This is a genomic window from Franzmannia pantelleriensis (assembly GCF_900102875.1).
Classification (GTDB): Bacteria; Pseudomonadota; Gammaproteobacteria; order Pseudomonadales; family Halomonadaceae; genus Franzmannia; species Franzmannia pantelleriensis.
Genome location: NZ_FNGH01000005.1, coordinates 184,950 through 198,312 on the forward strand (window position 1 = coordinate 184,950; position 13,363 = coordinate 198,312).

12 protein-coding genes are annotated in these 13,363 nt (G+C 55.6%); 6 read left to right on the forward strand and 6 right to left on the reverse strand.

Annotated features, from left to right (window positions below; all coding sequences use genetic code 11):
• Positions 1 to 29: 29 nt before the first annotated feature.
• Positions 30 to 728 (forward strand): C39 family peptidase, encoded by a 699-nt coding sequence (locus tag BLT16_RS08040; RefSeq protein ID WP_176817190.1) that lies wholly within the window; start codon positions 30 to 32, stop codon positions 726 to 728.
• A gap of 80 nt (positions 729 to 808) precedes the next feature.
• The gene (locus tag BLT16_RS08045) at positions 809 to 1,417 is read left to right on the forward strand and encodes a hypothetical protein (RefSeq protein ID WP_143025052.1); all 609 of its coding nucleotides are present in this window, start codon (positions 809 to 811) and stop codon (positions 1,415 to 1,417) included.
• Positions 1,418 to 1,468: 51 nt separating this feature from the next.
• Here BLT16_RS08045 and BLT16_RS08050 read toward each other — a convergent pair whose 3' ends face one another.
• From BLT16_RS08050 to BLT16_RS08065, 4 genes are all read right to left on the reverse strand, one after another.
• Complete coding sequence (locus BLT16_RS08050) at positions 1,469 to 2,527, reverse strand: transporter (protein ID WP_143025053.1); 1,059 nt, start codon at positions 2,525 to 2,527, stop codon at positions 1,469 to 1,471.
• A 55-nt stretch (positions 2,528 to 2,582) separates the two neighbouring features.
• Entirely contained in the window at positions 2,583 to 3,950 is a 1,368-nt protein-coding gene (locus BLT16_RS08055) for a sigma-54 interaction domain-containing protein (RefSeq protein ID WP_176817191.1), read from the reverse strand.
• Between the two features lie 288 nt (positions 3,951 to 4,238).
• Positions 4,239 to 5,582, reverse strand: a complete 1,344-nt coding sequence (locus BLT16_RS08060) for a sigma-54 interaction domain-containing protein (protein ID WP_176817192.1) — start codon at positions 5,580 to 5,582, stop codon at positions 4,239 to 4,241.
• Between the two features lie 42 nt (positions 5,583 to 5,624).
• On the reverse strand, positions 5,625 to 6,320 hold the full coding sequence (locus BLT16_RS08065; protein ID WP_089658016.1) for a LuxR C-terminal-related transcriptional regulator: 696 nt from the start codon (positions 6,318 to 6,320) through the stop codon (positions 5,625 to 5,627).
• Between the two features lie 372 nt (positions 6,321 to 6,692).
• Between BLT16_RS08065 and BLT16_RS08070 the strand changes: the two genes are divergently transcribed.
• The 4 genes from BLT16_RS08070 (at position 6,693) to BLT16_RS08085 (ending at position 10,086) form a co-directional block, all read left to right on the forward strand.
• Positions 6,693 to 7,295, forward strand: coding sequence for an XTP/dITP diphosphatase (locus BLT16_RS08070; RefSeq protein ID WP_089658017.1), 603 nt, complete (start codon positions 6,693 to 6,695; stop codon positions 7,293 to 7,295).
• On the forward strand, positions 7,295 to 8,458 hold the full coding sequence (hemW, locus tag BLT16_RS08075; RefSeq protein ID WP_089658018.1) for a radical SAM family heme chaperone HemW: 1,164 nt from the start codon (positions 7,295 to 7,297) through the stop codon (positions 8,456 to 8,458). The genes BLT16_RS08070 and hemW overlap by 1 nt, the downstream gene beginning before the upstream one ends.
• Positions 8,459 to 8,498: 40 nt before the next feature.
• Entirely contained in the window at positions 8,499 to 9,173 is a 675-nt protein-coding gene (locus BLT16_RS08080; RefSeq protein WP_089658019.1) for a YiaD family glycine zipper/OmpA-like lipoprotein, read from the forward strand.
• 61 nt (positions 9,174 to 9,234) lie between these two features.
• The gene (locus tag BLT16_RS08085; RefSeq protein WP_089658020.1) at positions 9,235 to 10,086 is read left to right on the forward strand and encodes a 23S rRNA (adenine(2030)-N(6))-methyltransferase RlmJ; all 852 of its coding nucleotides are present in this window, start codon (positions 9,235 to 9,237) and stop codon (positions 10,084 to 10,086) included.
• A gap of 28 nt (positions 10,087 to 10,114) precedes the next feature.
• Here the strand turns inward: BLT16_RS08085 and mnmE are convergent, their stop codons facing one another.
• Together mnmE and yidC are read right to left on the reverse strand one after the other, a co-directional pair.
• Positions 10,115 to 11,485 (reverse strand): tRNA uridine-5-carboxymethylaminomethyl(34) synthesis GTPase MnmE, encoded by a 1,371-nt coding sequence (mnmE, locus tag BLT16_RS08090; protein ID WP_089658021.1) that lies wholly within the window; start codon positions 11,483 to 11,485, stop codon positions 10,115 to 10,117.
• 102 nt (positions 11,486 to 11,587) lie between these two features.
• Positions 11,588 to 13,276 (reverse strand): membrane protein insertase YidC, encoded by a 1,689-nt coding sequence (yidC, locus tag BLT16_RS08095; RefSeq protein ID WP_089658022.1) that lies wholly within the window; start codon positions 13,274 to 13,276, stop codon positions 11,588 to 11,590.
• Between the last annotated feature and the right edge of the window lie 87 nt (positions 13,277 to 13,363).

Consider the following 13,363-nt stretch of genomic DNA (forward strand, 5'->3'; position numbering starts at 1 on the left):
GAGCGATGGCTTACTTCATGGAGAGCGCCATGCATTCTGTCACCCTGTGCCGATATCTCCTGCTGTTGTGTTTGGGGATTGCTAGTGTCGCCATGGCCGGCAGCGTGCATATTCAGGGGCCATTCGGTAGCGTCAACGTACCCGCCCGCAGCCTAGAGTCAATGCGCTGGGACCGAGTCATCCCCCAGCAGTATGACTACAGCTGTGGTGCGGCCGCGGTGGCCACCCTGCTGACCTTCCACTACGGGCGCCCGACGACTGAAGCTGAGGTCTTCGAGCAGATGATCGCCACGGGTGACATCGAGCAGATTCAGGAGCAGGGCTTCTCGATGCTCGACATGAAGCGTTATCTCGATGCTCAGGGACTCAATGCGGATGGCTTCAGGGTCTCGCTGGAGGATTTGGCGCGGATCGGTGTGCCGGCGATTACCTTGATCAATACCGGCGGCTACCGCCATTTCGTGGTGGTCAAGGGTATCGATGAGCACAATATCGTTGTGGCAGATCCTGCGGTGGGGACGGTGATAGTGCCAACCGAGCACTTTGCCACGCTCTGGAGTGGCACAGTATTGGGAGCGCGTGAGGATATCGAATTGGCACAGCGGAATTTTAACCACGACAGTGACTGGCGGTTGAGAGCCAAGGCGCCTAAGGAGCAGATGATCAGGCGTACGCCGATGTCCAGCATGATACTCAACTTGCCAGCCCATAATGAAATGGGACGATAGCCATGAAGGATGCCAATCTGTCACAGCCACGCAACATAGGGCTCCGCGGACTTAATATGCTTCTGATAGGTGCCTGTTGCATGTTGTCGGCAGACACATTGCACTCTGCCAGTTTCTACGATGCCATTATCAAATACGATAGTGCAGAACCACTACACGATACGCGGGAAGTATTGCAGGATGAGTCCTTCTATGCTCAGTCCACGCGCCTCGATGAGGCGACATTGGATACATTGCGCGGTGGCTTTTCCGTCTCGGGCATGGACCTTAACTTTGGTGCAGTGCTCAAGACCCAGATCGACAGCATGGTACTCGAGTCAATTGTAACAATTGACCAGTCTGGAGCACGGCTATCCACGCAGATGCTGAATGGCATGGACATCGGCTCACTTCCGGGCGATATTCAAGCCTCGGTGGTTGGTTCAGGCGCGTCGCTCAATGACGTAGCACCGGGTTCCCTTAATCTGACCGGCTTGAAGGATTACTCAGGTCTTGCAATCAATGACAGTAAGGGGTTTACTGCCGCGCTGCATAATATTACCAAGCAGGCAATCGTCAGCGCGGTGGTAAGTGATGCTTCTCAACGCAGTGTTCAACAGACCATCGATATCAATATCAACGTTCGCAATATGCCGGCACTTCAGGCCGCATCGCAGCGCCAGGCAATTCTCAACTCACTGTCTAGATAAGGGGCAAGAGGTTGGCGATAACCGGCATCACCAACCTCTCATAGCCAGCAATCAATACATGCCCATGCCAAACGGAATGCGTAGCGTAATCACGGTATCAGGGGCATCGTCAGTAACCCCTAGCTCCAGCCCCAGGTTGACAGACACCTCTGGCTTGAGCTGATACGACCAGCCGAGCAGTAGTGATCCAATATTAAGGCTGCGCGAGCTTTGAGTGGTAGAATTGCCGTTGGCACCGATAAACTCCGTTTTTGTGCTGTCAATGAAATCATGTTTATAACCCATGCTGAACGAGGCTCGCTCATTGATCGCATAGCCCATCCCGAAGCTGACCCGAATCGCATCGCCGGGATCTACATCGCCAATTGTAATATCATCATTGATGCGTTTGTTGATACTATCCTTTCTCGTATACATATAGCCGAGGTTGGCAAAGAATACGGCAGGATCCGATGGGTATAGAGCCGTAATGCTAGGCTCAATGGAGTGGAATCCTGAACCGGTCGCCAATTCTCTTTCGATGCCATCATCATCACGGCGAATATCGAAGGGACCGTCACCCGTCGTGGTTTTGTAGCGAAGGTTGCCAATCAGGTATGGCCAGTTATTCCGTCCGCTAGTCAGCTGGTAGCGGGCGGCCAGTTCGATATCACCAAGACCGTTACCCGATAAATCTCGGTCGATGTCAAACTGGCCGGCCTCACTGCCCTCCACCGTAGGCACGGTGGCAAACAGGGTGTCACTGCGATAGACATACGGCACCTTGGCTTCCAGCTCCAGGCGATCGCTAACGCCGAGTCGACCGGTGATGGCGGCTGTCCAGGTATCGCGATTGGCTTCCTCGGCACTAAAGACACCGATAAGCAACGTGCTGAGTATTTCGATTCCCTGAAAGGTCAGGCGATTGACCCCCGCGTGAGAATACTGCAGTGATGGTTCTATGACCAACTGTCCACGTGGTGTGAGAACGCCACCGAATTCGGTGATCGCCTGTACCTCAGGTTGGTTGATGGCTTCGGGCGGTGCTTGCCCAACGGGCTCTTGTTGAGCGTACACCATCTGTGAACTCAACATCGACGCTGTCAACGGTAGCGGGGCGATGAGCTTCATTATGCTAACATTCATTATCGTGTTCCCCATTATGTAGTGATCGTTGTTAGCCTTATTACATGGTCTTTTTTTGATCATCTCCTCGATGGATTATGTTATGCTTCTTAGCGAGACGGTAAAATGTTACTCTTGAAACTCCCATCTCCTTGGCAGATCGTGCAATATTATTTTCGTTCTTTCTGAGCACACTGGTAAGTAAGCGTCGCTCGGCTTGGCTCTTTATTTCATTTAATGAATTACCACTATTGGCTCTTGGAATATGCTCAATGTTTAATTTATCTGGCAGGATTAGTTTTCCGTCACAAAGTAGCATCGCACTCTTTATCCTATTAAGCATTTCGCGTATATTGCCCGGCCAATGGTAAGACTTCATCAATGCAATGGTATCTCGGTGAAACCCCCTTGCCTTGCATGGATAGCGGGATGACAAGTCTTCAAAAATTTGGTTGGCGATTAACTCGATATCCGCCTTGCGCTGCCTGAGCGGAGGAAGGTGGATTATGACAGTATTGAGGCGGTGCAAGAGATCTAAACGAAACCTGCCCTGCTCTACCGCCTGTTCAAGATCGACGTGGGTAGCCGATACGATTCTGACATCCACGGATATTTCTTGACTGCTGCTCAGGCGCTGAATGCTATGTGTCTCGAGAAAACGCAGCAGATTGACTTGAAGTGGAGTGCTGAGGTCTCCGATCTCATCCAGAAACAGCGTACCGCCCGAGGCTGCTTCGATATGGCCGATTCGTTGTCTAGTGGCTCCGGTAAAGGCGCCTTTTTCATGCCCGAAGAGCTCTGATTGAATCAGCTCATTGGCCAGCGAACCACAGTTCAAGGCGACGAAGGGGCCTGTGGCACGCATCGATAGGTCATGTATTGCACGTGACACTAGCTCCTTACCGGTCCCTGACTCACCCAGAATCATGACAGCCGCCCTACTGTCAGCAACCCTGTGAATCAGACGAAAGATATGCTTGACCTCTGGAATGCAGCTTCTCAACATAATGCCATTTACGTTGATTCTATCAATGTTGCTGATACTGGCTTTGATCATTGCTTGACCATAGGCATAGTCAAGTAAGTTACTCAGTCTATTGTCCGTGAGTGGTAATCTAAACACTCCGTTGAGCAGGCGCACTATATGCCTTGCGTGCGAGTTATCATGCTGCTCGTCAGATATTACGCCAAGCCATACCATTTTTTTGTTGCATATAAAATTTTCAACGTCCTTTAGAGGAGTGCTCACCAGCTCCTCGACGATGATGATAGCAATGCCACCAGGCTTTGAACGTAATAAAACATCATTTGCGGAATAGAGAGACCTATAGCACTCCGTACTCCAACCGAGCGCCGATAGGCTCTCGATGAGCACCGACTGTCGGGTTGGGCTATCGTTAATTACTACCACGTGCTTGGGGAGTAACATCTGATATTCCATAGGTAGTTATAGGGAAAAAGCCGGTAATAAAAGATGCTCTGGACTCTGTTAGACTGGTTGTCGGCAACGCTTTTGTAAAGTTTTGTTCTGTTGGCGTTGACATGGTTTTTATCGCAATATAGTACTAGAAAGAAAGCTCACTAGAGTGAGCATAGTCTCTTATAGTACGCCTGTGTTAGACTCTCCATAAATTGTTACTTTATAGTATGAGCCACGCATGGTAGATGCATGAAATTTGTCATACTATTGTTGTTTTTTAGTGAAATCTTATATGAATTATGAAGAAAGTTTTAGGTTGTGTTTTTCTATCAGTCGATAAAGCGTGATTTTTGAGATCATCAGTTCACTGGCAACGCGCGCCAGATCATATGAGTTGTTTGTAAGCGACTCGCATAATGCCCGATATTCCGCCTGGTTTCTTATTAGTTCCAAGGAGGTGATATAGCGCTCTTTCTGGCGTTTCTCGAGACCCATATCAATGGGCAGTAAGAGAGGAGAGTCGCTATGTAAAATAGCGCGGCGCATGCGATTCATGAGCTCGCGAATATTTCCTGGCCAAGTGTGGCTCTGCATTACATCGAGCGCTTCCTGACTAATACCCCAGAGACAGCAGCCCCCCTCGTTACGAAACTTACGGAAGAAGAATTCGGCGAGCGGTTGGATATCCGATATTCGCTCACGAAGCGGTAGAAGTTGGATATTCAGGACGTTGAGACGATGGTAAAGGTCGTCACGAAAGGTATTGGACACGACGGCTTTATATAGGTCGACGTGGGTCGCGGCAATAATTCTTACGTTGGCAAAAAATTCGTTTCGGCCACCGACTCGCATCATTCGTTGGCTCTCGAGGAAGCGTAATAAATTTACCTGGATAGGTAGAGGCAGATCGCCTATTTCATCCAGGAACAGAGTGCCTCCTGATGCGGCTTCTATATATCCCTTGCGTTGCTGATAGGCACCGGTGAAAGCCCCCTTTTCATATCCGTATAGCTCTGACTGGGCAAGCCCCTCGGGTAAGGCGCCACAGTTAACTGCGATGAAGGGGCCGTTAGCTCGTGAGGAGGCCAGGTGTATCGCATGAGCAGCCAGTTCTTTGCCGGTGCCGGTTTCACCACTGATCATCACCGGTGCGTCGACGCTGGCAAAGCGCTTTATCCTATCAAAGAGCTTGCTTGTCGTTTGCTGGCTGCCAATGATCGTCAAAGCCTCGCTACTTGCTCGCGGTGTGCTGGGCCAGGAGAGTCGCTGCCAAACATGTAGCTCATGCATTTCAGCGAGCAGATAGTGCACTCTTTCGACGCTACAGGGTAGCATCTGATAGCAATGGAAGAAGCGATCCAGCATGCTGTTCAGGAAGCCATTACTGGGCAATTCTAGTGTATCTAATAACGCTAACCAATAAAGTCTTGAGCCACATAATTGCTGCTTCAGCTTAGTGAGGTATTGGGGGTCTTGTACAGACTGCTTATCAAGCAGCACCACCCCTACCCGAGCGGCCTTATTTGTACCATTTATTGTTCCTGAAAATGTACCGTAAAGACAAGGCTCCCAGTCATGAATAGAGGAAAGTGCCTTTATCAGTTTATGAAAACGGGTGTTTTGATCAAACACGGCGAGCACTCTGCTTTTCATCACTTTCGCCCTTTTTATGATAGCAAGGTGTCAATGATGATTTCGCCGAATATCCCCTCCTTTATTTCCCGATAGAGGCAATCTAGGTGTCGTCATAAGATTCTTTTTAGCCCAGTTCATGGCTTGTATTCTATTGTGAACCTTGATTTTCCTGAAGATGTTATAAATATGTGATTTTACCGTATGCTCACTGACAAAGAGCTTCTCGGCAATTTCCAGATTGGAATCTCCAGATGCCAGTAGGCTGATAATCTCCATCTCACGCTGTGTCAGACCACATGCGGGGCGGAAGATGCTGAGCTGCTGGTGTCGGTAAAAATCGATCAAGCGGGTCATCAGCGAGCGCGACATCCAGAAATCACCCTCGATCAAGGCACCGATGCCTTTGCATATAAGAGAAATCGAATCATTACGGTAAAAGACGCCATGAATATGTAGCATGCGCATGATATCCATGGCATGCTCTTCATCCTTGAGATTAAAGACAGACATGATTCTAGGTGGGCTTTCCATGCAGGCCAAGTGCCATTCGTGCATATCGCCCTCACTGACATGGTCTGCGTCGATCAACAGCACGATACGCTGAGTCGACAGCTCTTGCCGATAGGCTTCGGGCGGTAGTATGCCGACACTGCAGTCCACTTCATTCTTGATATAGTCGACGAACAACTGCGACTGCGGGTTAGCGTCGGTGATGAGCAAGACCTTGGTGTGTTCAGAGTCCATGAAACGTTCCCCTGAAAAAAGTACGCCGCTATCTTGATGCCCAGGGCAGACCAAAATGGGCTTCTAGTATGTGTCATCATGTCATTTTTGTAAATTATAGTAATTCTTGCAATGTTTTGTTTCTGGATAATCTGCCTTTGCTTTTTTATATTTAACTAATCTTCATTCAAAATCAAATGGATAGTTGTCTTTTTGGATCGCTGCCCGAAGGGATGGCTGATGAAAATGATGTTTCCGTATGTTTTTTCAGGCTTTCCCTGATCCAGGACAGGTGAGGTTCTTGATGCGTTGCTTGCCAGCGTCGATGCGCTATTTCGCCTGGCTTGTATAGCGGCGTAGAATGAGTCGCGCCGTATCATCGAGGAGTCCTTCATGTCGCAAGTGTCTGACATCGTTCTGGCCAGCGGTAATGCTGGAAAAATCAAGGAATTCAATCAGCTACTTTCACCGCTTGGTTATGAGGTGAAGGCTCAGGCGGGCTACGGAGTCGCCGACGTTGAGGAGACAGGGCTGACCTTTGTCGAGAATGCGCTGCTCAAGGCGCGAGAGGCCAGTCGTGTCAGTGGCCTGCCGGCATTGGCTGATGATTCAGGCCTAGAAGTGGATGCGTTGAACGGAGCGCCCGGTATTTATTCGGCGCGCTATGCCGGTGAGCCCAAGAGTGACCAGGCGAACAATCGCAAGCTATTAGATCAGCTGCTGGAGGTGCCAGAAGGCGGGCGAACCGCGCGTTACTGGTGTGTGTTGGTCTATCTGCGTCACCCTGGCGACCCGGTACCGTTGATCGTCCAGCAGCACTGGGAGGGTGAGATCCTCGCCCATCCGCGCGGAGAGGGAGGCTTCGGCTATGATCCGCTGTTCTGGATTCCCGAGGTAGGCATGAGCGTAGCCGAGCTCTCCTCCGAAGAGAAGAACCGTCTCAGTCATCGTGGGCGCGCGATGCAAGCGCTGCTATCACAGCTGTCGGGTCGCTGATGCCGCTTCCTCCTCTTTCACTTTATGTCCACGTGCCCTGGTGTGTGCGCAAATGCCCCTACTGCGATTTCAATTCGCATGGCGTGGGCCATGAGCCCGACTTACCCGAGCGAGCCTATCTAGCCGCCTTGCTCGAGGATCTCGAAGCCGAGCTCCCCTTTGTGGCGGATCGCGAACTGGAAAGCGTGTTCATTGGTGGTGGTACGCCGAGCTTGATGTCGTCACGTTTCTATCATGATTTCTTCACGGCGTTGCGAGGTAGACTGCCGCTCTCCAAAGCGTGTGAGATTACGCTGGAGGCCAATCCCGGGACGTTCGAGCAGGCGCGTTTTGCTGGATACCGCGAGGCGGGCATCAACCGCCTGTCGCTTGGGGTGCAAAGCTTTCAGCCGGCGCAGCTTTCGGCGCTGGGGCGTATTCATAGCGGAGACGACGCCAGCACCGCCGTGCTCAATGCTCGCGAGGCTGGATTCGACAACCTTAATCTCGACTTGATGCACGGGCTCCCCGGCCAGGATATCGAGGCTGCGCTGGCGGATCTGGATACGGCATTGGCGCTAGCGCCTAGCCATCTCTCCTGGTATCAGCTCACATTGGAGCCCAATACCGAGTTTTATTCTCACCCACCGCGGCTGCCTGAAGAGGAGCAGCTGTGGGATATCCAGGACGCTGGTCATGCGCGCTTGACCGACGCCGGATTTCAGCAGTACGAGATATCGGCTTATTCCCGCGTGGGTCTGCAGTCACGACATAATCTCAACTACTGGCGCTTTGGCGACTACCTCGGGATCGGTGCGGGCGCCCACGGCAAGCTGAGTCGGGTGGATGACAGTGGATGCTGGACGATTCAGCGGCGCTGGAAGGCGCGTCAGCCCGATGCCTATCTACGCCGCCGTTGCGATCCGCGGGGGTTCGTCGCTGGGCAGCGAATGCTGACGCCAGAGGAGCTGCCGCTGGAGTTCACCATGAACGCTCTGCGGCTGATTGACGGGGTACCGCTGTCGTTGTGGTCGGCGCGTACGGGACAGCGCGATACGGTGATCTGGTCACGGCTTGCTGAAGCACGTAAAAAAGGACTTGTTGTGGAAGATGGTCAGCGCCTGCAAGCTTCTGCTCAGGGTCTATTATTCTTGAATGAACTGCTGGCCACGATTGAGATCTGATCAGCGGTTCTTACCTCGACGTTCAAGGAGTTATTTCGCTATGCGCAAGACACTACGCCTAGCCCCCTCTCTGGCTGCCGCCCTGCTGGTGGTGGGGTGTGCGACCAATGACCCCTATGGTGGTCAGACCCAGCGTAGCAGCACGGTGACTGGGGCCGGTATCGGCGCTGCAGTGGGCGCTGCCGCAGGAGCACTCAGTGGCAGTGGCAGCACCAGTCGCCGCGATCGTGCGCTAATCGGGGCGGCCGTAGGGGCTGCCGCTGGCGGTGGGATTGGCGCCTATATGGACCGCCAGGAAGCGCAGCTGCGCGAAAGCATGCAGGGCACCGGTATCGAAGTCGATCGTCAGGGTGACGACATCGTGCTTAACATGCCGAGTAGCGTGACCTTCGGGTTCGACTCCAGTGAGCTGACCAGTTCGGCTCGTACGGCCCTCAACGATGTTTCCAATGTGCTACGCGAGTATCCGGAGACGCGGATCAATATCGCCGGCCATACCGACAGCACGGGCTCAGCGGACTACAATCAGCGTCTCTCTGAGCGTCGCGCCGAGTCGGTAGGCAACTACCTGGGCCAGAGTGGCGTCGACCGTTCGCGACTCAGCATGCGCGGCTACGGCTTGACGCAGCCTGTGGCCAGCAATGATACAGAATCCGGGCGAGCGCAGAACCGCCGCGTGGAAATTACCTTGACGCCGATGCAGCAGCAGATCTGAGCCGTCATCGTTCTTGCAGCCCGCGGGTCCTTGGCCCGCGGGTTTTTTATTGGATGTCGCCATGCTCGCCTACCAACACGCCTACCATGCCGGCAACTTTGCCGACGTTCATAAGCACTTGACGCTCTTTGCGCTAACTCAGCACCTTTTACGTAAAGAATCCCCTATTACGTATGTCGACACTCATGCCGGGCGTGGACTCTATCCGCTGGGGGCGCCCGAGACTCGCAAGCTACAGGAGTACCGTCAGGGAGTGGCGCCACTATGGCTGGCCCGCGAGCGGTTGCAGAGGGGCAGTGCGCTGCTGGATGCCTGGCTGGCGGCCCTGGGCGAGGCACAGCAGAGCAGCTCAGAGCTCAGCCACTATCCCGGCTCGCCCTGGTGGCTTGCCCGGGCGCTGCGCGCGCAGGATCATCTACAGATGTTCGAGCTTCATCCTGGAGAGCATGCAGAACTCGAGCGCCAGCAGCTGCCCGGCAATGCTTCACATACCTTCGGCGATGGCTTGGCTGGACTGCTTAAGCGGCTGCCGGTGTCCACGCCGCGGCTGTGCGTGCTGATCGATCCCAGCTACGAGCGCAAGTCGGAATATCTCGAGGTGGCTGATGCGCTGCTCGAGACGGCGCGCAAGGCGCGTCATGCGATGGTGATGGTGTGGTATCCGCTGCTACCGGCTGCTCGTCATCAGGAGATGCTCGATGCATTGCGTGCCGCGGGGTTGCGCAAGCTGTGGCGCAGTGAGCTGGTGCGCCATGCGCCCGGCGCCAGCCGCCATGGCATGTACGGCAGTGGCCTGCTGCTGCTCAATCCGCCCTGGGGGCTAGACGCTGCGTTAGGTGAGGCACTCGATACCGCGTTGCCGCTGCTCGGCGAGTCGGCTCGGCACCGCGGTGAGTGGTGGGTCGAGGAGTGATCCTATGGATCCTAACAGGGTAGGGGGCTTATTTACCGATGCAGAAACTGCCGAAAATCTCGCCCAGCAGGTCATCGGCGCTGAATTCGCCGGTGATCTCACCCAGTGCCTGCTGCGCATCGCGTAGGTCCTCGGCAAGCAGCTCGCCGGCGCCGTAGCCCGCGAGTTGGGTTTCGCCATTGGTGAGGGCCGTCTGGGCACGATCGAGTGCGTCCAGATGGCGGCGCCGTGCCGAGAATCTGCCCTCCGGGGTCGCGTTGAAGCCCATCACCGCTTTGAGATGCTCCTTGAGCGGCTCGATGCCGGCGCCGGTCTTGGCCGACAGACGCAGTACCGGGGTGGCGAGGGTATCATCGAGCCCTGCTGGTTCATCGCTGGTGTCGATCTTGTTACGTACCAGCGTCAAGCGGCCAGGATCGGCCAGCCGGGCCACAAACTCCGGCCAGATGGCCATCGGGTCGGTGGCGTTGGAGGTGGTCGCATCCACCAACAGCAGGACCCGATCGGCCTTGGCGATCTCGTCCCAGGCGCGAGCCACGCCAATCTTCTCTACCGCATCGGGCGTATCGCGGAGCCCTGCGGTATCGATCACGTGTAACGGCATTCCGTCGATGTGGATATGTTCGCGGAGCACGTCGCGGGTGGTGCCCTCTATCTCGGTGACGATCGCCGTCTCCTGTTCGGTCAGGGCGTTGAGCAGGCTCGACTTGCCGGCATTGGGACGCCCGGCGATCACCACGCTCATGCCTTCGCGCAGCAGGGCACCCTGGTTGGCGGCGTCGCGAACATCGGCTAGCTCGCTCTTGACCCCTGACAACATCGCCGCGACCTTGCCGTCCGCCAGGAAATCTATCTCCTCCTCAGGAAAATCGATCGCCGCCTCGACGTACATACGTAGTTCGATCAAGCGCTGGACCAGTCCCTCGACGCGCTGGGAGAAGGCGCCCTGGAGCGAGCGTAGGGCGTTCTCGGCGGCAGCCCTCGAGCTTGCTTCGATCAGGTCGGCAATGGCCTCGGCCTGGGCCAGATCGAGCTTGTCGTTGAGAAAGGCACGCTCGGAAAACTCGCCGGGTCGTGCCAGGCGTGCACCGAGCTGAACGCAGCGCTCCAGCAGCAGATCCATCAGCACCGGGCCACCGTGGCCCTGTAGCTCCAGCACGTCTTCGCCGGTGAAGGAGTGCGGACCGGCAAAGTAGAGCGCGATGCCTTCGTCGATGTTGCCCTCGGCGCCCTGGAAGGGGCCATAGTGGGCGCGGCGCGGGGCGGGGCAGTGGCCGACCACTGCGTCGGCGATAGCACGGCTCAGCGGCCCCGATACGCGAATGATGCCGACCCCGCCGCGGCCGGGGGGTGTGGCCAGTGCCGCGATAGTGTCCTGCGTGTAGAGGCGCTGCGACATGGGGAACTCCTGATCGTGGGCGTTGCGTATTGTCTCGGGCGTGGCCCACAAACGCCAGACCCCCGCACGGGGGCGGGGGTCTGGGGGCGGGCATGGGACGGGTTACTTGGTCTTCATACCCTTGCCAATGCTGGGGTCGTTCTCGATCTTGCGCGTGATCACGTACTGCTGCGCAATCGAGATGATGTTGTTGACCACCCAATAGATGACCAGGCCGGCCGGGAACCACAGGAAGAAGAACGTGAAGACGATCGGCAGCATCTTCATGATCTTGGCCTGCATGGGGTCCGGCGGCGTCGGGTTGAGCAGCTGCTGAACGAACATCGAGGCGCCCATCAGGATCGGCAGGATGAAGAATGGATCCTTCACCGACAGGTCCTGAATCCAGAACATGAAGGGCGCGTGGCGCAGCTCCACCGACTCGAGCAGCATCCAGTACAGGGCGATGAATACCGGCATCTGTACCAGGATCGGCAGACAGCCACCCAGAGGATTGATCTTCTCCTTCTGGTAGAACTTCATCATCTCCTGGGACATCTTCTGGCGGTCGTCGCCGTACTGCTCTTTGAGCCGCTGCATCTCCGGGCCCAGCTTACGCATGCGTGCCATCGACTTGTAGGCCTTGGCCGACAGCGGCCACATGGCCAGCTTGACCAGAATGGTCAGGAACACGATCGACCAGCCCCAGTTGCCGAGCAGACTGTGAATCTGATCGAGCAGCCAGAACAGCGGGTTGGCGATGAACCACAGCCAGCCGTAGTCAACCGTCAGCCGCAGGTTGGGCGCCACCTGTTCGAGCCGCTCCTGGACCTTGGGCCCCATGTACAGGGTTGCACCCAGGCGACTCTCCCCCTCGGCGGCGATCTGCGTCGACGGCCCGGCGAAAGCCGCCACGGTGCGGTTACGGGAGTCAGTAGTGCCGTAGTAGAGGTTCTGTTGGTTCTGAGCCGGTGCCCAGGCGGTGGTGAAGTAGTGCTGGATGATTGCCACCCAGCCGCCTTCCACATCGCGGTTATTGAGGCTGCCGCCACGAATGTCGCTGAAATCGACTTTCTCATAGCGATTGTCAGGCGAGGAGAAGGCAGCCCCCAGATAGGAGCTCATGCCGAGCGCTACACCGCTGGTGGGATCGGGACTATCGTCACGAGCCAGCTGACCGATGAAACGTGCGGTCACCGGTTCCTGGGTATTGTTGGCCAGGTAATAGTCGACGTCGACCGCGTAGTTGTCGCGCTGGAAGGTGTAGCGTTTGATTATGTCGACACCGTTGACCTGCGCGGTGAGGTCGACAGTCAGGCTATCTTCACCCTCCTCGAGACGATACTCGGTCTGCTCGACGTTGAAACCGATGCGCCCCGAGTGGCCCTCAAGCTGCAGGCCCGACTTGGCCACGTAGCTGCGTGACTCGCTGTCGGAAAGCAGTACGAAGGGGCGGTCGGAGTCCAGCGTCAGCTTATGCTGCGGCAGCGCAGCGTAGACAATATCGCCACCTTGAGGGTCGATGCGTATGTCGTGTACATCGGTAACCACGGCAATCAGGTCGCGGCTACGGGTATCGCTCTCGGTAGCCTGTGGCAGCTCGCTTTCTGCCGCCTCCTGACTGGCGCTGGGAACGCTCAGGCCTCCATCGTCGTCGCTAGGCTCTTGCTCGACCTGAGGCGCGCCGCCGTTGGTGAAGGAGGGGGCGTCCGGCTCAGGCGTTGCCTGGCCGTAATCCTGATTCCACTGTACCACCAGCAGATATGCCAGCACGGCCAGCGGAACCAGCAGCAGTAGTCGTTTTACGTCCATGAGGGTCCTGCCCGATGGGTAATGAACATTCTGACGGCAACATCGATATCAGCGGTGCCGATACACGCGAAAGCCTGCCGGAGGCAG